The organism is Diaphorobacter sp., assembly GCF_050251835.1.
In the GTDB taxonomy this organism is placed as follows: Bacteria; Pseudomonadota; Gammaproteobacteria; order Burkholderiales; family Burkholderiaceae_C; genus JBFXIE01.
Genome location: NZ_JBFWLZ010000009.1, coordinates 1 through 18,029, shown reverse-complemented (window position 1 = coordinate 18,029; position 18,029 = coordinate 1). Strand labels below are relative to the sequence as shown.

At 67.2% G+C, this 18,029-nt stretch carries 15 protein-coding genes; 1 reads left to right on the top strand and 14 read right to left on the bottom strand.

Features of this window, described 5'->3' with window-relative positions; genetic code table 11:
* The 13 genes from AB7E35_RS05070 to AB7E35_RS05010 form a co-directional block, all read right to left on the bottom strand.
* Positions 1–1,427: Mur ligase family protein (locus AB7E35_RS05070; protein WP_428167179.1), on the bottom strand; the 1,427-nt coding region annotated here is incomplete at its 3' end.
* Entirely contained in the window at positions 1,424–2,602 is a 1,179-nt protein-coding gene (mraY, locus tag AB7E35_RS05065) for a phospho-N-acetylmuramoyl-pentapeptide-transferase (protein ID WP_428162148.1), read from the bottom strand. The genes mraY and AB7E35_RS05070, both read right to left, overlap by 4 nt.
* Complete coding sequence (locus tag AB7E35_RS05060; RefSeq protein WP_428167178.1) at positions 2,593–4,080, bottom strand: UDP-N-acetylmuramoyl-tripeptide--D-alanyl-D-alanine ligase; 1,488 nt, start codon at positions 4,078–4,080, stop codon at positions 2,593–2,595. Before AB7E35_RS05060 ends, mraY begins: the two co-directional genes overlap by 10 nt.
* Positions 4,077–5,582: a UDP-N-acetylmuramoyl-L-alanyl-D-glutamate--2,6-diaminopimelate ligase gene (locus AB7E35_RS05055; RefSeq protein ID WP_428167177.1), complete on the bottom strand. Its 1,506-nt coding sequence runs from the start codon at positions 5,580–5,582 to the stop codon at positions 4,077–4,079. The genes AB7E35_RS05060 and AB7E35_RS05055 overlap by 4 nt, the downstream gene beginning before the upstream one ends.
* Positions 5,579–7,327 carry a peptidoglycan D,D-transpeptidase FtsI family protein gene (locus AB7E35_RS05050; protein WP_428162145.1) on the bottom strand — a complete coding sequence of 583 codons (1,749 nt, stop codon included), beginning with the start codon at positions 7,325–7,327 and terminating at the stop codon, positions 5,579–5,581. Before AB7E35_RS05050 ends, AB7E35_RS05055 begins: the two co-directional genes overlap by 4 nt.
* Positions 7,324–7,629 (bottom strand): cell division protein FtsL, encoded by a 306-nt coding sequence (gene ftsL, locus AB7E35_RS05045; RefSeq protein ID WP_428162144.1) that lies wholly within the window; start codon positions 7,627–7,629, stop codon positions 7,324–7,326. The genes AB7E35_RS05050 and ftsL overlap by 4 nt, the downstream gene beginning before the upstream one ends.
* Positions 7,630–7,684: 55 nt before the next feature.
* The gene (gene rsmH / locus AB7E35_RS05040; RefSeq protein ID WP_428162143.1) at positions 7,685–8,611 is read right to left on the bottom strand and encodes a 16S rRNA (cytosine(1402)-N(4))-methyltransferase RsmH; all 927 of its coding nucleotides are present in this window, start codon (positions 8,609–8,611) and stop codon (positions 7,685–7,687) included.
* A gap of 13 nt (positions 8,612–8,624) precedes the next feature.
* Complete coding sequence (gene mraZ / locus AB7E35_RS05035; protein ID WP_428162142.1) at positions 8,625–9,053, bottom strand: division/cell wall cluster transcriptional repressor MraZ; 429 nt, start codon at positions 9,051–9,053, stop codon at positions 8,625–8,627.
* A 416-nt stretch (positions 9,054–9,469) separates the two neighbouring features.
* Positions 9,470–10,786 (bottom strand): ATP-dependent protease ATPase subunit HslU, encoded by a 1,317-nt coding sequence (gene hslU / locus AB7E35_RS05030; protein ID WP_428162141.1) that lies wholly within the window; start codon positions 10,784–10,786, stop codon positions 9,470–9,472.
* Between the two features lie 77 nt (positions 10,787–10,863).
* On the bottom strand, positions 10,864–11,409 hold the full coding sequence (gene hslV, locus AB7E35_RS05025; protein ID WP_428162140.1) for an ATP-dependent protease subunit HslV: 546 nt from the start codon (positions 11,407–11,409) through the stop codon (positions 10,864–10,866).
* 76 nt (positions 11,410–11,485) lie between these two features.
* Positions 11,486–13,321 carry an STAS domain-containing protein gene (locus tag AB7E35_RS05020; RefSeq protein WP_428167176.1) on the bottom strand — a complete coding sequence of 612 codons (1,836 nt, stop codon included), beginning with the start codon at positions 13,319–13,321 and terminating at the stop codon, positions 11,486–11,488.
* A 78-nt stretch (positions 13,322–13,399) separates the two neighbouring features.
* Positions 13,400–14,071, bottom strand: a complete 672-nt coding sequence (gene dksA, locus AB7E35_RS05015; protein WP_428162138.1) for an RNA polymerase-binding protein DksA — start codon at positions 14,069–14,071, stop codon at positions 13,400–13,402.
* 199 nt (positions 14,072–14,270) lie between these two features.
* Complete coding sequence (locus tag AB7E35_RS05010) at positions 14,271–15,404, bottom strand: CobW family GTP-binding protein (RefSeq protein WP_428167175.1); 1,134 nt, start codon at positions 15,402–15,404, stop codon at positions 14,271–14,273.
* Positions 15,405–15,612: 208 nt separating this feature from the next.
* Here AB7E35_RS05010 and AB7E35_RS05005 point away from each other — a divergent pair, with 208 nt between their 5' ends.
* Complete coding sequence (locus tag AB7E35_RS05005) at positions 15,613–16,920, top strand: diguanylate cyclase domain-containing protein (RefSeq protein WP_428162136.1); 1,308 nt, start codon at positions 15,613–15,615, stop codon at positions 16,918–16,920.
* 23 nt (positions 16,921–16,943) lie between these two features.
* On the opposite strand, the gene AB7E35_RS05000 is transcribed toward AB7E35_RS05005, so the two are convergent.
* Entirely contained in the window at positions 16,944–17,936 is a 993-nt protein-coding gene (locus AB7E35_RS05000; protein ID WP_428162135.1) for a tyrosine recombinase XerC, read from the bottom strand.
* Positions 17,937–18,029: the final 93 nt, after the last annotated feature.

Here is an 18,029-nt window from a genome sequence, read left to right as displayed (position 1 = left end):
GCGGCCTGGGCCAGCGCCAGCGCGGCCAGGGCGTTGATGGCGTTGTGCCGGCCGCGGATGCGCAGGGCGCCCTCGGGCATCAGGCGCTGGATGTGCAGGTCGGCCTGTTGCGCCCGGGCACCCTTGGCGCCCCGGACAGTCTCGTCGGCCTCGTGCGCGCGCACCAGCCAGGCCATGCCGCTGACCACCTCGATGCCGAAGTCGCCGGGGCGCTGCGGCATGTCGCCGCCGAAGGTGACATGGGCGCGCTGCTGGGGCTTTTGCAGCCGCACGCGCACTGGCGGCGGCAGCAGCGCCATGACTTCGGGGTCCTCGCGGTTGAGCACCATCAGGGCCTGCTCGCCGAAGATGCGCGCCTTGGCCTGGGCGTAGGCGGCCATGCTGCCGTGCCAGTCCAGGTGATCCTGGGTGATGTTGAGCACGACGGCCGCCGTGGGCTCGAAGCCGCTGGCGCCGATGGTCACGCCGTCCAGCTGGAAGCTCGACAGCTCCAGCACCCAAACCTCGGGCAGGGTGCCCGCGTCGATGTGCTGCGCCAGTGTGTCCAGCAGCGTGGGGCCGATGTTGCCCGCGATGGCCACGCTCTTGCCGGCGCATTGCGCCAGCAAAGCGGTGAGCGAAGTCACCGTGGTCTTGCCATTGGTTCCGGTGATGGCCAGCACGGCGGGCGCGTAGCCCTGCGCGGCCCGCAGTTCGCGCAGCGCCAGTGAATACAAGCCCAATTCACCCTCAACGCTTATCTGGAGCGCGCCAGCAGCTACAACAACAGGAGCAATCTCGGCGGGACTGAGCCCTGGCGAGCGGTACACCGCATGCAGCGCGCGCGCCTGCACCAGCGCGGAATCAAAGGCGCCAGCAACAAATTCCACCTGCGGCAGTTCGGTGCGCAGCTGGGCCAGCTGCGGCGGGCTGGCGCGCGTGTCGGCCACGGTGACCTGAGCGCCGCAGCGCACGCACCAGCGCGCCATGGCCAGGCCGGATGCGCCCAGCCCCAGCACCAGCACCTGCTTGCCCTCAAGCGCGGGCGCGGCCTGCGGGGCCGGATCCTCCGCGGCGGTGATGGCGGCAGGCGCATCGCCCACGGTGCCAGGGCTGTCGCCCGTCGATGCGTGGTCGGCGGCGGAAGGGGCATCGGCGCTTGCCTGGGTGGCGGCATCAGGCGCGCCCACGTCGGCAAAGATGCGGGCCACAAATTCGGCCGCGGCCGCTGCAGCAGACACTGCGGGGGCGGTGTAGTCGTAAGCGGCAGAGGCGCTGCCGACAACGTTGTCGGCGGCGTCATTGGCGGCTTTTTCGGCGGGCTGCGGCTGCGCCAGGCCATCCTGCGCGAGTTCGGGCGCAGCGGCGGCACCGGCCAGCGGCGCAGGCATTGGCGCGGCGGCGCTGGTCGCGTCGGGCTGCAGGGGGTCGAGGTGCGCGGTGTTCATCGCAGTTTCAGCGTGGTCAGACCCACGAGGCACAGCAGCATGGTGATGATCCAGAAGCGCACGACGACCTGCGTTTCCTTCCAGCCGCTTTTTTCAAAATGGTGGTGCAGCGGCGCCATCTTCAGCAGGCGCCGGCCCTCGCCGTACTTGCGCTTGGTGTATTTGAACCAGGTCACCTGCAGCATCACCGACAGGGCTTCGACCACGAAGATGCCGCCCATGATGGCCAGCACGATCTCCTGGCGCACGATGACGGCAATGGTGCCCAGCGCCGCGCCCAGCGCCAGCGCGCCCACGTCGCCCATGAACACCTGCGCCGGGTGCGCGTTGAACCACAGAAACGCCAGACCCGCGCCGGTCATGGCGGCGCAGAAGATCAGCAGCTCGCCCGAGCCGGCGATGTATGGAAACAGCAGGTATCTGGCAAAGCCCGCATTGCCCGTCACGTAGGCAAACACGCCCAGGGACGAGCCCACCATGATCACCGGCATGATGGCCAGGCCGTCCAGCCCGTCGGTCAGGTTGACCGCGTTGCTCGCGCCCACGATCACCAGGTAGGTCAGGATGACGAAGCCCAGCACGCCCAGCGGGTAGCTGACTTCCTTGAAGAAGGGCACCAGCAGGCCGGCCTGTGGGGGCAGGTCGAGCAGGAAGCCCGACTTCACCCAGGTGACGAACAGCTCGAACACGCGCGCGTTGGAGTTCTCGGAAATGCTGAACACCAGGTACAGCGCCGCAACCAGGCCAATCACCGACTGCCAGAAATACTTCTCGCGCGAGCGCATGCCCTCGGGGTCTTTATTGACCACCTTGCGCCAGTCGTCCACCCAGCCGATGGCGCCAAAGCCCAGCGTGACGGCCAATACGATCCATACGAAACGGTTGGACAGGTCAAACCACAGCAACGTGGAAATGACGATGGCGCCCAGGATCAGCACCCCGCCCATGGTGGGCGTGCCACTCTTGGACAAGTGGCTTTGCATGGCGTAGCTGCGGATGGGCTGGCCGATCTTCAGCGCCGTGAGCATGCGAATGACCCTGGGGCCCGCAATCAGGCCGATGAGCAGCGCCGTCAACGCTGCCATTACCGCGCGGAAAGTGAGGTACTGAAACACGCGCAGAAAACTGAATTCGGGAGACAGGCCCTGCAGCCATTGCGCCAGCATTACAAGCATGCAGCCCCCTCTTGCCCGGCAGCGGCGGCAACGATGACGCCCGCAGCGCCGCCCTCATGCAAGGCCTGTAGCGCCTGCACGACCTGTTCCATCTTCATGAATCGCGATCCCTTCACCAGCACGCTGCCCACGGCGGGCAGGGCCTGCACCACCGCGGCCTGCAGCGCAGCCATGTCCTTGAAATGCCGTGCCGTCGGCCCGCAGGCCTGCACGGCGTGGGCGCTCAGCTCGCCCAGCGCAAACAGCTGCTCGATGCCGCGGGCGCGGGCATGCGCGCCGGCCTCGGCATGCAGCTGCGGCCCCTGGTCGCCCACCTCGCCCATGTCGCCCAGCACCAGCAGGCGCGGGCCGGGCAGCGCGGCCAGCACGTCGATGGCGGCGCGCACCGAGTCGGGGTTGGCGTTGTAGCTGTCGTCCACCACGGTGATGGCGCGGCCCTGCCAGCGCACGGCCAGCGCGCGCGAGCGCCCGCTGACCGGCACGAAAGCCGCCAGCCCCTGCGCGATGGCCGCCAGCGGCGCGCCTGCGGCCAGCGCGCAGGCGGTGGCGGCCAGCGCATTGGTGACGTTGTGGCGCCCGGCAATCGCCAGCCGCGTGTCGAATGCGCCCTGCGGCGTGGTGATGCGCACCTGCCACGCACCCTCGTCCCATTGCGCGTCGGTGCAGCGCACGTCGGCCGCATCAGCGCACGCCGCGGCGGCGTCCGCATTGCCAAAGGTCAGGCAGCGCCGCGTGCCGGCCATTTCGCGCCACAACGGCGTGAAGGCATCGGCAGCCGGGAAGACCGCCACGCCGTCGGCCGGCAGGGCGGCAAGCACGCTGCCGTTCTCGCGCGCCACGGCCTCGACGGTGTGCATGAACTCCAGGTGCTCGCGCTGCGCGTTGTTGACCAGCGCCACGGTGGGGCGGGCGATGTCGGCCAGAGTGGCGATCTCGCCCGGATGGTTCATGCCCAGCTCGACCACGGCAGCCTGGTGCGCCGGGCGCAAGCGCGCCAGCGTGAGCGGCAGGCCCACGTCGTTGTTGAAGTTGCCCTGGGTGGCCAGCGCAGCGTCGCCCTTCCAGGCCCGCAGCACGGCCGCGATCATCTGCGTTACCGTGGTTTTGCCGTTGCTGCCGGTCACGGCAATCAGCGGCAGCACCTGCTGCGCGCGCCAGCCCGCGGCCAGGGCGCCCAGCGCGGCCAGGGTGTCGGGCACCTCGATGCCGGGCAGGCCCGCATCGGCCAGGCCCGCATGCGCGATGGCGGCAGCCGCGCCGGCCGCGCGCGCCTGGGGCAAGAACTGGTGGGCGTCGAAGCGCTCGCCCTTGAGCGCCACGAACAGGTCGCCCGCGGCCAGTGTGCGGGTGTCGGTGTGCACGCGCGCCAGGGGCGTGGCGCCGTCGCCAATCAGGCGTGCGGCGGGGATGCGCGCGCGCAGCAGCTCAAACGCCTGCTGCAGCGTCATCATGGGGGAATGTGTCTGTTGGTGGCTCATGCCACGCCTCCTCGGCGCGCCAGCGCTTGCCGCGCCTGCGCCATGTCAGAGAAAGGCAGGCGCTGGCCCGCCGTCTCCTGGTAATCCTCGTGGCCCTTGCCGGCAATCAGCACCACGTCGTTGGCGCCTGCCTCGGCCAGCGCCTGCGCAATCGCGGCAGCGCGGTCCACCTCGGCGCGCACGTGGGTTGCCGCAATCGTGCCCAGCAGGATCTGGTGAATGATGGACTGCGGCTCCTCGCCGCGCGGGTTGTCGCTGGTGACGATGACCTCGTCGGCCTCGCGCTGGGCCACTGCGCCCATCAGCGGGCGTTTGCCCGCGTCGCGGTTGCCGCCGCAGCCAAACACGCACCACAGGCGGCCACCGCGCTGCGCCGCCACGGGCCTGAGCGCCGCCAGCGCCTGGTGCAGCGCATCGGGCGTGTGGGCATAGTCCACGGCCACCAGCGGCTGGCCGGGTGCGGCCAGCTGCTCCATGCGCCCGGGCACGGGCTGCAGGCGGGCGCAGGCCTGCAGCGCCTGCGTCAGCGGTACGCCCAGCGCACGCATGCCCGCGATCACGCCCAGCAGGTTGGACACGTTGTACAGCCCGATCACCTGTGTCTGCAGCACCTGGGCCTGCGCGCCCTCGGCCACGGTGAAGGCCAGGCCCGCGCCGGTGTGCGCGATGTCCCGTGCCTGCAGGCGCGCCGGGCCGTGGATGGAGACGCTCCACAGATCGAGGTCGCGGCCTTGCAGTTCGGCATGCAATGCGGCGCCCTGCGCGTCGTCGATGTTGATCACCGCCGCCTGCAGGCCGGGCCAGTCGAACAGCGCGCGCTTGGCCTGCCAGTAGGCGGCCATGCCGGGGTGGTAGTCCAGGTGGTCCTGGGTGAAGTTGGTGAACAGCGCCACGCGGATGCGCGTGCCGTCCAGCCGGTGCTCGGCCAGGCCGATGGACGAGGCCTCGATGGCGCAGGCGTGCTGGCCGGCTTCGGCAAACTGCGCAAACGCGCGCTGCAGGCGCACGGGGTCGGGCGTGGTCATGCCCGTGGTGTGGAGCGCGGGCGGAACACCCATACCCAAGGTGCCCACCAGCCCGCATCCATAAAGCGCTGGCAGCTCTTTTTTTGATAGCTTATTGAGCGCGTCGGCCAACCACCAGGCGGTGCTGGTCTTGCCATTGGTGCCCGTCACTGCCAACACCTGCAACTGCTGCGTGGGGTGGCCGAACCATGCGGACGCGATGCGCCCGGTGGCGGCCTTGAGGCCGCGCAGCGCCGCGATGTGCTCGCCGCCCAGGTTGAATGGCGCCGCGCCCTCGGCCTCCACCAGGCAGGCCGCAGCGCCGCGCGCCATGGCGTCGCCCACATGGGCGCGGCCGTCGGTGGCGGCGCCGGGCCAGGCGATGAAGCCGTCGCCGGGCTGGATCAGACGGCTGTCGGTGTGCAGCGTGCCCGTGACGCGCTGGCGCAGCCAGTCCACGGCGTCGTGCAGCGTGGTGAGCGTGTGCAGCGCGTTCATACCGATTCCTCCACGGCATTGGAGACGATCAGCGGCTTGACGGCCATGTCGGGCGCCACGCCCATCATGCGCAGGGTCTGCTGCACCACTTCGCTGAACACCGGCGCAGCCACGGCGCCGCCGTAGATCACGCCGTTGCTGGGCTCATCGACCATCACCGCGACGATGATGCGCGGCTGATCCACCGGCGCCAGCCCGGTGAACCACGCGCGGTACTTGCCTGCGGCGTAGCTCTTGCCCACCTGCTTGCGCGCCGTGCCGGACTTGCCGCCCACCGAGTAGCCCACGGTCTGCGCCTTCTGGCCAGTGCCGCCGGGGCCCGCGGCCATCTGCAGCATCTTGCGCACCTGGTCGGCGGTGCGCTCGGAGAACACCGGCACGCCCACGGGCGGCTCATGCGTCTTGAGCATGGTGGCCGGAATCACCTTGCCGCCGTTGGAGAACACGGTGTACGAGCGCGCCATCTGCAGCAGGCTGGCCGACAGGCCGTAGCCATAGGACATGGTGGCCTGCTCGATGGGCCTCCAGCTCTTGTAGGGGCGCAAGCGTCCGCTGGCCGCGCCGGGGAAGGCGATCTGGGGCTTTTGCCCAAAGCCCACGGCGGAGAAGGTCTCCCACATCTCCCGCGCGGGCAGTTGCATGGCGATCTTGGTGGTGCCCACGTTGCTGGACTTCTGGATCACGCCCTCCACCGTCAGCAGGCCATGATTGCGCGTGTCGCTGATGGTGGAGCCCGTGAGCGTGAAGCGCCCCGGCGCGGTGTCCACCAGGGTGTCGGGCTTGAAGCGGCCGCTCTCCAGCGCGATCCCCACGGTGATGGGCTTGATGGTCGAGCCGGGCTCGAACACATCGGTGATCGCACGGTTGCGCAGCTGCTCGCCCGTGAGGTTCTCGCGCTTGTCGGGCACGTAGCTGGGGTAGTTGGCCAGCGCCAGCACCTCACCCGTCTGCGCGTCCAGCACCACCACGGTGCCTGCCTTGGCCTTGTGCTGTATGACGGTGTCGCGCAGCTTCTGATAGGCAAAGAACTGCACCTTGCTGTCGATGGACAGCTGCATATCCTTGCCATCGACGGGTGGCACCTCGGCGCCCACGCCCTCGACCACACGGCCCAGGCGGTCCTTGATCACGCGGCGCGAGCCGGGTTTGCCCGCCAGCTCTTTGTCGAAAGCCAGCTCCATGCCCTCCTGGCCCTTGTCCTCCACGTTGGTGAAGCCCACCACGTGCGCGGCCGCTTCGCCCTCGGGGTACTGGCGCTTGTATTCCTTGCGCAGGTAAATGCCCTTGATGCCCAGCGCCGTGATCTGCTGGCCCACGTCCCAGTCCAGCTGGCGCTTGATCCAGACGAAGGTCTTGTCCTCATCGGCCAGCCTGGCCTGCAGCGCGGGCAGCGGCATTTCCATGAGGCGCGCCAGCTGCCTGAGCTTGGCCTGCACCTCGGGCTTGTCCTGCTCCACATCTTCGGGAATGGCCCAGATGCTGGCCGCCGGCACGCTGGAAGCCAGGATCAGCCCGTTGCGATCCAGAATGCGGCCACGGTTGGCCGGCAGCTCCAGCGTGCGGGCAAAACGCACCTCGCCCTGGCGCTGAAAGAAAGCGTTGCCAAACACCTGCACATAGGCGGCGCGCCCGGCAAGCCCCACAAAGCCCAGCGCCACCAGGGCGACGATGAACTTGCTGCGCCAGACCGGTGTCTTGCTGGCCAGCAGCGGGCTGGAGGTGTAGTTGACGCTGCGGCTGCTCACCGGGCATCTCCTGCGCCAGCCACGGACACGGCACCCGCGCCATCATCAGTCACGTACTGGGTAATGGCCGGTGTGGCGGTGCGCATCTGCAGCCGGTCGCGCGCCAGGCGCTCCACGCGCAGCGGCGTGGCCTGGGCGCGCTTTTCCACCTGCAGGCGCTGGTGCTCGGTCTCCAGGCGGCGCGCCTGCGCCACCGCACGGTCGAGCTCGGTGTACAGGCGCCGCGACTGGTACTGGGTGTGCACCAGATACAGCGCGCTGACCATCACGGCCAGCAGCAGCGGCAGGCTGATGCGCATCATGGGTTGCCCCCGGGTGTACGGCAGGCGCGGCCCGGCAGGCAAAAACGGGCTGTGCTCATGCCGGCACCTGCGTGCGCTCGGCCACGCGCATCACGGCGCTGCGCGCGCGGGGGTTGGCGGCCACTTCGGCGGGGCCGGGCTTGATGCGATCCAGAGCCTTGAGCCGCATGGGCGTGGGCTGCGCAAACGGTGCCCGGCGGTCAAAAACCTCCTTGGAATGCCGGGCAATGAACTGCTTGACGATGCGGTCTTCCAGCGAATGAAAGCTGATCACCACCAGCTTGCCACCGGGCTGCAGCACCCGCAGGCTGGCCTCTAGCGCCTGCTGCAGTTCTTCAAGCTCGGCGTTGATGAAAATCCGAAAAGCCTGAAATGTGCGCGTTGCAGGGTTCTGGCCGGCTTCGCGGGTCTTGACCGCGCCAGCCACGATGTCGGCCAGCTCGGCGGTGCTGGTAATGGGGCCCTGCTGCGTGCGCCTAGCAACAATCGCCTTTGCAATGGGGCCAGCAAACCGTTCTTCACCGTAGTCACGTATCACCTCCGCAATCTGTGGCGCTTGCGCCTGGGCCAGCCACTCGGCCACGCTCTGCCCGCGCGTGGTGTCCATGCGCATATCCAGCGGGCCGTCGAACCTGAAACTGAATCCGCGCTCCGGCGAGTCGATCTGCGGCGAGCTCACACCCAGGTCCAGCAGCACGCCCGCCACGCTGGCCGGCCGCAGTTCGCCCAGGTGCGAGAAGCCCTGGTGCCGAATGGAAAAGCGCGCATCCTGGATGCGCGCAGCTTCTTGTATGGCTTCGGTGTCTTTGTCGAACGCCACCAGCCGGCCCTGCGGCCCCAACTGCTGCAGGATGAGTCGCGAATGCCCTCCCCGGCCAAAGGTGCCATCGACAAAGGTGCCCACGGGTGCCACGCCCTCGCCCACAAGGGCGCGGACGGCCTCGTCGAGCAAGACGGTGGTGTGCTGCAGGGGCTGATTCATCGGCAAGCCCCCGTCAGAAGGAGAAGTCCTTGAAGACATCGGGCATTTCGGCCTGCATGGCGGCAGCCTCCTTGGCTTCGTAGGTGGCCTTGTCCCACAGCTCGAAATAGCTGCCCATGCCCAGCAAGATGGCGTCCTTGCACAGACCTGCGGCTTCGCGCAGCTCGGGCGCCACCAGCACGCGGCCGGTGCCGTCCATCTCCACATCCATGGCGTTGCCCAGGAAGATGCGCTTCCACCATTGGGCCTGCATGGGCAGCTGGGCGATGCGCTCGCGAAACTTCTCCCACTCAGGCCGGGGGAAGACCATCAGGCAGCCATCGGGGTGCTTGGTGATGGTCAGCTGGCCCACGGCCTGCTCCATGAGGGCGTCACGATGCCGGGTCGGCACAGACAGCCGCCCCTTTGCATCCAGACTCAGCGATGACGCCCCTTGAAACACCGATGGAATCCTCTGGTTGGTGGCGCCACTTCAAGCCCTGGAAACGGGCTGACAAGGCACTTTTCACCACTAAATTGCACTTTTTTGCACTGTAGCAGGAAAAGAACACCAGACAAGGGGTGCGACGACAAAATTTTGCAATGAAATCAAGGACTTACAACCGGATTTAAAAGCGGAATCCGGGCAAATTTCCTTATCGATTAAGCACTTATGTGCAGGTATGCAAGTGATTTCTAAAGGCTTGACGCCGATGGATACAGCCTGACAAGGCCGTCTGCGCCAGCCAGTCGTCCGCCCGTGCCGCCGGGCATCGGGCCCGACCAGGGGCGGGCCAGCCGACGCCAGAGACGTCCCGACGCGCGATCCGCCGGGCTGCCAGGCGCCAGCCCGAGCCCGTCACACAGGGCGCAGGCGCATCACAGGATGTAGCGCGACAAATCCTCGTCCTGGCTCAGGGACTGCAGACGCGCGTTCACGTAGTCGGCATCCACCGTCACGGTCTGGCCAGACAGGCGGGACGCGTCAAAACTCACCTCATCGAGCAAGCGCTCCATGACGGTGGACAGGCGGCGCGCGCCAATGTTCTCGGTGCGCTCGTTCACGTCGTAGGCGATGTGTGCCAGGCGTGTGATGCCCTCGGGCGTGAACGAGAGTGTCACGCCCTCGGTCGCCAGCAGCGCCTGGTATTGCTTGACCAGCGATGCGTGGGTCTGCGTGAGGATGGCCTCGAAGTCCTGCACCGACAGCGAGGTCAGCTCCACCCGGATCGGAAAGCGCCCCTGCAGTTCGGGGATCAGGTCGCTGGGCTTGCTCAGGTGAAATGCGCCGGAGGCAATGAACAGAATATGGTCGGTCTTGACCATGCCGTACTTGGTGGACACCGTGGTGCCCTCCACCAGCGGCAGCAGGTCGCGCTGCACGCCCTGGCGCGATACGTCGGCGCCGCTGGCCTCCTGGCGCGAGGCCACCTTGTCGATCTCGTCAATGAAGACGATGCCGTTTTGCTCGGCATTGGCGAGCGCCCGGGTCTTGACCTCTTCCTCGTTGACCAGCTTGGCGGCCTCCTCGTCGGTCAGCAGCCGCAGGGCCTCGGCGATCTTGAGCTTGCGCGTGCGGCGCCGCTCCTGGCCCATCTGGCTGAACATGCCGCGCAGTTGCTCGGCCATCTCTTCCATGCCCTGCGGGCCCATGATCTCCAGTTGCGGGCGGGCGTCGGCCAGGTCGATCTCGATGTCCTTGTCATCGAGCTGCCCCTCGCGCAGCTTCTTGCGAAACACCTGGCGCGCCGTGCTGTCGCCTGCGGGCTCGCCCGTGCGCGGCGCAGGAATGAGCACATCCAGAATGCGCTCCTCGGCCGCATCTTCGGCGCGCACGCGCACCTTCTTCATGTCGGACTCGCGGGTTTGCTTGACGGCCACCTCGACCAGGTCGCGGATGATGGAATCCACATCCTTGCCCACGTAGCCCACTTCGGTGAACTTGGTGGCCTCCACCTTGATGAAGGGCGCATCGGCCAGGCGCGCCAGGCGCCGGGCGATCTCGGTCTTGCCCACGCCCGTGGGGCCGATCATGAGGATGTTCTTGGGCGTGATCTCGTGGCGCAGCGTGGCGTCCACCTGCTGGCGGCGCCAGCGGTTGCGCAGGGCAATCGCCACGGCGCGCTTGGCGGCCGCCTGACCCACGATGTGGTTGTCGAGCTCGGAGACGATTTCCTGGGGGGTCATGGAAGACATGTTTCAATCAAAATAAGGCTCAAGCGCTTATAAATCAAGCGCTAGCAGCTATCAAAACAATAGCAAAAAGAACGCCGTCACAGCGTCTCGATGGTGTGGTGCATGTTGGTGTAGATGCACAGCTCGCCGGCAATCTCCAGCGATTTCTTGACAATCTCGGCCGCCGTCAGGTCGGTGTTGTTGAGCAGCGCCTTGGCGGCTGAATGCGCATAGGCGCCGCCCGAGCCGATGGACACGATGCCCTGCTCGGGCTCCAGCACATCGCCGTTGCCGGTGATGATCAGGCTGGCGCTGTGATCCGCCACGGCCAGCATGGCCTCCAGGCGGCGCAGCACGCGGTCGGTACGCCAGTCTTTGGTGAGTTCGATGGCCGCGCGGGTCAAATGGCCCTGGTGCTTTTCCAGCTTGGCCTCAAAGCGCTCGAACAGCGTGAAGGCGTCTGCCGTGGCGCCGGCAAAGCCGGCCAGCACCTTGCCGTGGTGGAGCTTGCGCACCTTGCGCGCCGTGCCCTTGACGACGATGTTGCCCAGGGTGACCTGGCCGTCGCCTCCAAGGGCGACCTGGATGCCGTCCGCCGTCTGGCGGCGGACGCTGAGAATGGTGGTGCCGTGATACTGTTCCATGAGGGGTGCATTTTGGGGCACCCTGGCCGGTTTGCAAGCCGCGCGGCGCAAGGCGCGGCCATTGCCTCCCAGGCTCTCAGTTCTTGCGCGGCACGACCCAGGCGTGCTCGTTGACGCCCACCACATTGAAGAACACCGCCACCAGCCGGTGCAGGTCGCAAAACTGCACCACATGGCCCTGCGCCTGCTGCGCAGCCGCCCAGTTCAGCACTGAACCGGCGGCGGCAAAGTCCATGCGAACCAGGCGGCCGCAATCTACACGCAGAGGAATGCCGGGGTGCATCATGGCCTCCAGGGGCTCCAGGACCGGCGTCGCATCACCTTCAATATGCCCCTGCAGGCAGGGCACGGGCCCTTCGCTGGCCACGCCAGGCTGAGACAGAGCGAAACCGGACAGAAACAGCTCGCTGTCGTACATCTCCTGCAGCGCGGCGGGCCGCGGGCCGTCGTCGCCGCTGTAGCCGCACAGCGGCGGCGCCCACGAGGGGGGCGACACCTCATAGGTCACGCAATAGTCCAGGGCCACCAGCTCGAACTCGTCGGGCAGACCCATCACCCGCAGCACCGCCATGCGCAGGCGCCACCACTGTGGATCGACGCTGCGGTCGCCCGACGGGGTGCGGGCCTGCAGCACGGCCTGCAAAGCATGCACCCCGGTGAAGCGCAGCTGCACGTCGCGCTCGGCCCAGGCCTCGAACTGCTCGGCCAACGCGGTCACGGCAGGGGGCTCGATGTCGGTCAGGCGTGTCCAGGTCAGCGTCCAGGGCGGAGCGCTGCGTGCCAGCAAAGCCTGCAGCGCGGCCACCGATTGCAGGCTCAGGACGGGCTGGGCGTTCCAGTTCAACTCGCGCTGCGGCACAGCCGTAGCGGGCTTCTCGGACTGCAGGCCCAGTTGTTCGGGCAACGAGAACCACAGCGGCGCCGAGCGGCCAAAGCGCGCCGCATATTCGATGGCCAGCACGTCAAACTCATCCTGCTGGCCAATGGCGCGATACAGGTCAAACAGCGTCATCCAGATGTCGTGCTGCTGCTGCGGATCGTCGTGCTGGTGCTGAACCAGCACCTCCTTGAGCACCGACTGCGCGCCGGAATAGTCGCCGTGGGCGAAGCGGATCGCTGCTTCCTCCAGATCGGGTTCGTGCACGAATTCCTCCAGTTCAGTCGTGACCTGCGGCACTTGCACCGCGCCAGGCGTCTGCGGCTGGGGCGCCTGCGCCTGCGATTGCGCCTGCGATTGCGGGTCTGCGGGCCAGGCCTGGTCAAACAGCGGCTTGACGGCTGCCACCTCATCGACGGCGGGGGGCACGCTCAAAGGCGCAGTGGGCGCAAAGGCGCGGGCATGCTCGCCTGCCAGACCGCTGGAGGCCAGGGCTGCAGCAATGGCCGCCGAGGCCGGCGCTGGCTGACCAGCGGCAAGTATTTGCGCCGCTGCGGCGTCGGCCGGCGCAGCCAGGGGGCCGACTTCTTGGGCGGGCGCCGCCAGGGCGGGGGAAGTGGATGGATCGACCGGCGCCGTGACCATCGCCGGCCCGGAGTCTGGCTGCCCTTTGGCCTTCCACCATTGCTGCGACATCTGTGCCTCGATCTCGTCGATCTTGCGCAGGGTGCTGGCGCGGTCGTCGGGGGAAGTCAGGCTGGACTGAAAAAAAGAAGTGCGTGCTGCGGCATCTTCGCCACGCCGCCCCTGCAAGGCCTCGCTCTGGCGCAGCTTGCGCAGCTGATCGAACTCGCGGCGGCGCACGAAGTCGTTGCGACGCTTGCGCTCAATCATCTCCTTGAGCATCTGCTTGCTGTACTGGCTCTCCCGCATTTCTTCTTGCGCGTCGAGATCGGACCAGTTGACGGTGGGGTTGCGAACAAACCTCACCATCTTGGAAAGCAAACCGCCGGGAGAGGTAGGTTCCTTGCTCATGGCTCGAAATAATACGCAAGCACGCCCTGCGTTTTATGTCGTTGATAGGCGATTGTCAGGTTATTGCCCGGGCTTGGCTCAATCCCCGAACATCTTTTGCTTGAGTTCGCGCCGCTGCTGCGCCTCCAGCGACAGCGTGGCCGTGGGGCGCGCCAGCAGGCGGCCCACGCCGATGGGCTCGCCGGTTTCGTCGCAGTAGCCGTAATCGCCCGAGTCCACGCGCGCAATCGACTGCTCGATCTTCTTGAGCAGCTTGCGCTCGCGGTCGCGGGTGCGCAGCTCCAGGGCGTGCTCTTCTTCGATGGTGGCGCGGTCGGCGGGGTCGGGCACCACTACGGTGTCCTCGCGCAGATGCTCGGTGGTCTCGCCCGCGTTGTTGTGCATGTCCTGCTTGAGCTGGACGAGCTTGTGGCGAAAGAACGCCAGTTGCTTGTCGTTCATGTACTCGCTGTCGGGCATGGCCAGCACTTCGGCGTCCGTTAGCTCTTCAGCGGACTTGGTTTTCCAGTTGTTGGCCAGCTTGGGGTCTTTTTTGGCGGCCGCCACAGCGGTTTGCAGAGTCGTAGGCATGGTCTGATTGAGGCTGGCTGCGGAGGCGCCGTGCGCCCCCTTGAGTGCCGTTGAGGATGGATTCGATGGTCGCGAACCGTATGAAACGCGCGCGGATTCAGGCACAGCCACCGCCGCAGGCAGGCTGCCTGCACGCTCACCCCTGGCCGCGGCCTTGGGTTTGCTGGACTCGGTTTTCAATTCCTATCTCCTCGCAATATGGGCGTTTTGCGCCGCCTGCTTGTTCAGTACGGAAGCGCAATGCGGGTGGCATGCCTTCGTGGGCTTTTAGCCGGGGCGCGATTGTATAGACCCAAGCCGACAATCCGTCAAACCTGCCGGATACCGCACAAGACCAGGGCAGTTTGGCCGCGCGAGGCGGCCCGGGCGGCTTATGAAATCAGGCCAGACACTGATCCAGGCCTTGCAGCAGGATGTCTTGCGGCAGTTCGATGCCGATGAACACCATCTTGCTCTGGCGTGTCTCGCCCTCGGCCCATTGCGGCCCCAGGTCGCTGCCCATGAGCTGGTGCACGCCCTGAAAAATCACCTTGCGATCCGTGCCCTTCATGTCCAGCACGCCCTTGTAGCGCAGCATGCGGGGGCCGTAGATGTTGACGATGGCGCCCAGAAAGTCTTCCAGCTTGGCCGGATCGAACGGCCGCGTCGCCCGATAGACGAAGCTCTTGACATCGTCATCGTGGTGATGGTGATGCGGGTGCTTGCAGTGGTCACCGTGCTCGTGGTCGTGGCCGCAATGCTCCTCGTGCCCGCCATGCGCACGCGAGTGGCCGTCTTGATGGTCATGGCCATGGTCATGGTCGCAATGACCGTGCTCGTGATCGCAGTGACTGTGGTCGTGCCCGTCCTCGCTCTCTTCCTTGAGGAAGTCCGGGTCGATGTCCAGTTTGGCGTTGAGATTGAAGCCGCGCAAATCCAGCACCTCGGCCAGCGGCACCTCGCCAAAATGCACGGCGCGGATGGGCGCGCGCGGGTTCATGTGCTTGAGGCGGTGAATCAGGTCGTTTTTCTCGTGCTCGCTCACCAGGTCGGTCTTGGACAGGAATATCTGGTCGGCAAAGCCCACCTGGCGGCGCGCCTCCTGGCGATCATCCAGCTGCTGCTGGGCATGCTTGGCGTCCACCAGCGTGATGATGGAGTCGATCAGATAGGTTTCGGCAATCTCGTCGTCCATGAAGAAGGTCTGCGCCACGGGGCCGGGGTCGGCCAGACCGGTGGTCTCGATGACCACGCGATCGAACTGCACCAGCCCCTGGCGGCGCTTGGCGGCCAGCAACTGCAGGGTCTGGCGCAAGTCTTCGCGAATGGTGCAGCAGATGCAGCCGTTGCTCATCTGCACGATCTGCTCCGTGGACTCGGTCATCAGGATGTCGGTGTCGATGTTTTCCTCACCGAACTCGTTTTCGATCACGGCGATCTTCTGGCCGTGCGCCTCGGACAGCACGCGCTTGAGCAGCGTAGTCTTGCCCGAGCCAAGAAAGCCGGTAAGGATGGTGGCGGGAATGAGCGACATGCAAAAGCCTCGCAAGAGCCAGTCGATGGGACTGAGGGTGACGAAAAACGGGCCAGTATAGTGGCCGCGTCCGCCGACCTGAAGCGGCCGTGCGAACCGCCTTTCGCAAAGACCCGGCACCGTCAGTGGCTCTGCCAAATGCCGTGCGCCCGCCACTACCTTCGCTTACATTGTCGCCCGTCCGAACTGCCCATTTCTGCCCTCACTCATGGACTACCGCCTGACCGCCACGCTGCTGGACTCGCTGGGCATAGCGCTGTGCGTTTTCGACGCGCAGGCACGCACCGTGCTGTGGAACGCGCAGTTTCTGCGGCTTTTCCCCGAGCATGACGGGCACCTGCACGCGGGCGAGCCCTACGCCGCCAACCTGCAGCGCTTTTACCGGGCGCGGCTGGCAGCCGAGGACCTGCCGCAGATTGACCGCTACGTCCGCGAGGGCGTGCTGCGCCACCAGAACCAGTCGCGTCCCTACATGTTCCAGCACCGCGGACGCTGGCTGCGGGTGGCAGTCACCTGCCTGGACAACGGCGACCGTATGCGGGTCTGGACGGATCTCTCCCAGGCCGGCGCGCTGCAGACCATCGAGCCTGCCGAGGCCCCGCAACCCGCGGGCCTGCACGCGCCCGATGCGCTGCACCTGCTCGAGCACGCAGGCGACGGTATCGCCGTGCTCGACACCGCAGGCCACATCCTGTTTGCCAACGACCGCTTTGCCACCCTGTACGGGCTGTCCTCGCGGTCGGCAGCGCTCAACCGGCGCTACCCCGATCTGGCGCGCCAATGCTGGCAGGTCCCGCACGCCGCCGCAGAGTACGCCGAGCGCGCCGATGAGCTCACCATGGCGCTGAACGACAGCCTGCACTTTGCGGGCGTGCCTTTTGCAGTGCCGCTGCCCGGCCAGCGCTGGATACGCGTTACGCTGAACGCCCCCGTCGGCGACCAGGTGTACACCACGCACACCGACGTCAGCGCAGACAAACGCGAAGAAAGCGCGCTGCGCGCCCTCACCGACAGACTGCGCCAGGAAACCCACCACGATGCGCTCACCGGGCTGCAAAACCGCCGCGGACTGGAGTCGCTGGTGCACGGTCTGGGCAGGCAACCGGGCCCGCACGCCGTGCTGTTCATCGATCTGGACGGCTTCAAGGCCGTCAACGACAGCGCCGGCCATGCGACGGGCGACGAAGTGCTGCGCCAGGCGGCGGGGCTGCTGCGCAGGTCGGTGCGCACCGGCGACACCGTGGTTCGCCTGGGCGGCGACGAATTCGTGGTGCTGCTGCGCGCCTGCGGACTGCCCCAGGCGCGCACGGTGGGCAACAAGATCGTGAATGCCGTCGGAACCACCGCCTTCACCACTGCCTGCGGCACTTTTTACATTGGCGCCAGCGTGGGCGTGCGCATGTTCGACGACCATCTGGACAGCCCCGACGTGGTGCTGCACGACGCCGATGTGGCCTGCTACCAGGCCAAACGCGACGGCCGCGGGCGCGTGGCGGTGTTTGGCGATTGCGCCTGAGGGCGTTTTCTCGTGATGTCATTTCATGACTTGCGCCGCGCGCGCGGGTGGGCCGCGTCGTACACCCGCGCCAGGTGCTGAAAATCCAGGCGCGTATAGACCTGTGTGGTGGTGATGTTGGCGTGGCCCAGCAGTTCCTGCACCGCGCGCAGGTCACCGCTGGACTGCAGCAGGTGGCTGGCAAACGAGTGGCGCAGCATGTGCGGATGCACCGGGGTGGTCAGGCCCGCCGTCTGGCTGCGCTGGCGCAGCCGCAGCCAGACCGATTGCGCCGTCAGCCGCGTGCCGCGCCGGCCCACAAACAGCGCCGGATCCAGCCGCGCCGCGCCAACACCACCCACCGCGCCAAACGGCAGGTCGCGCTGCGCCAGCCAATGCTGCAGCGCCTGCACCGCCGCACGGCCCACGGGCACGCTGCGGCGCTTGGAACCCTTGCCAAACACGTGCGCCTCGCCCGCCTGCAGATCCACCCAGCCGCGCCCCTGCTGGTGCGCGGCCGGGCTGGGCGCCACGTCCAGCCCCACCAGCTCGCCCACGCGCAGGCCGCAGCCGTACAGCAGCTCGACCATGGCCGCGTCGCGCGCCTCCAGCCAGGGGTCGGCGCCGGGCTGCTCGTGCTCGGCCAGGCGCACTGCATCGTCCACGGGCAGGGCCTTGGGGAGCGGCTTGGGCGCCTTGGGCGCACGCACGTCCTGCACCGGGTTGTGCCCCACCAGCCCCTGGCGCGCGGCCCAGGCAAAAAAACCGCGCCAGCCCGACAGGATGAGCGCAATGCCGCGCCCGCTGCGCCCGCCCGAATGCATCTGCGCCACAAAGCGGCGGATGTGCGCGCTGGTCAGGCGCAGCAGCGGCAGCTCCACGCCCGCGGCAAAGGCGGCCAGGCGCTGCAGGTCCAGCGTGTACAGCGTGAGCGTGCGCGCGGCCAGGCGCTTTTCGACGCGCGCATGCTCCAGGTACCGCAGCGCCTCGGGCGGCAGTGGCTCGGGCGGCGGGGGTTGATTTGCTTCTGATTTCATAGCGTTTAGCGCTTATCAATAAAGAGCTGGGGCATGAAAACACTTGATGAGGCACATGTCTCAGATCGAGCCGCGGGCCCTCACCCCCACCCT

What these genes read in the sequence shown, in the direction of transcription:
- mraY (WP_428162148.1), bottom strand. Translation starts at nt 2,602, where the DNA reads ATGCTTGTAATGCTGGCGCAATGGCTGCAGGGCCTGTCTCCCGAATTC.
- AB7E35_RS05060 (WP_428167178.1), bottom strand. Translation starts at nt 4,080, where the DNA reads ATGAGCCACCAACAGACACATTCCCCCATGATGACGCTGCAGCAGGCG.
- AB7E35_RS05055 (WP_428167177.1), bottom strand. Translation starts at nt 5,582, where the DNA reads ATGAACGCGCTGCACACGCTCACCACGCTGCACGACGCCGTGGACTGG.
- ftsL (WP_428162144.1), bottom strand. Translation starts at nt 7,629, where the DNA reads ATGATGCGCATCAGCCTGCCGCTGCTGCTGGCCGTGATGGTCAGCGCG.
- rsmH (WP_428162143.1), bottom strand. Translation starts at nt 8,611, where the DNA reads ATGAATCAGCCCCTGCAGCACACCACCGTCTTGCTCGACGAGGCCGTC.
- hslU (WP_428162141.1), bottom strand. Translation starts at nt 10,786, where the DNA reads ATGTCTTCCATGACCCCCCAGGAAATCGTCTCCGAGCTCGACAACCAC.
- hslV (WP_428162140.1), bottom strand. Translation starts at nt 11,409, where the DNA reads ATGGAACAGTATCACGGCACCACCATTCTCAGCGTCCGCCGCCAGACG.
- AB7E35_RS05020 (WP_428167176.1), bottom strand. Translation starts at nt 13,321, where the DNA reads ATGAGCAAGGAACCTACCTCTCCCGGCGGTTTGCTTTCCAAGATGGTG.
- AB7E35_RS05010 (WP_428167175.1), bottom strand. Translation starts at nt 15,404, where the DNA reads ATGTCGCTCATTCCCGCCACCATCCTTACCGGCTTTCTTGGCTCGGGC.
- AB7E35_RS05005 (WP_428162136.1), top strand. Translation starts at nt 15,613, where the DNA reads ATGGACTACCGCCTGACCGCCACGCTGCTGGACTCGCTGGGCATAGCG.
- AB7E35_RS05000 (WP_428162135.1), bottom strand. Translation starts at nt 17,936, where the DNA reads ATGAAATCAGAAGCAAATCAACCCCCGCCGCCCGAGCCACTGCCGCCC.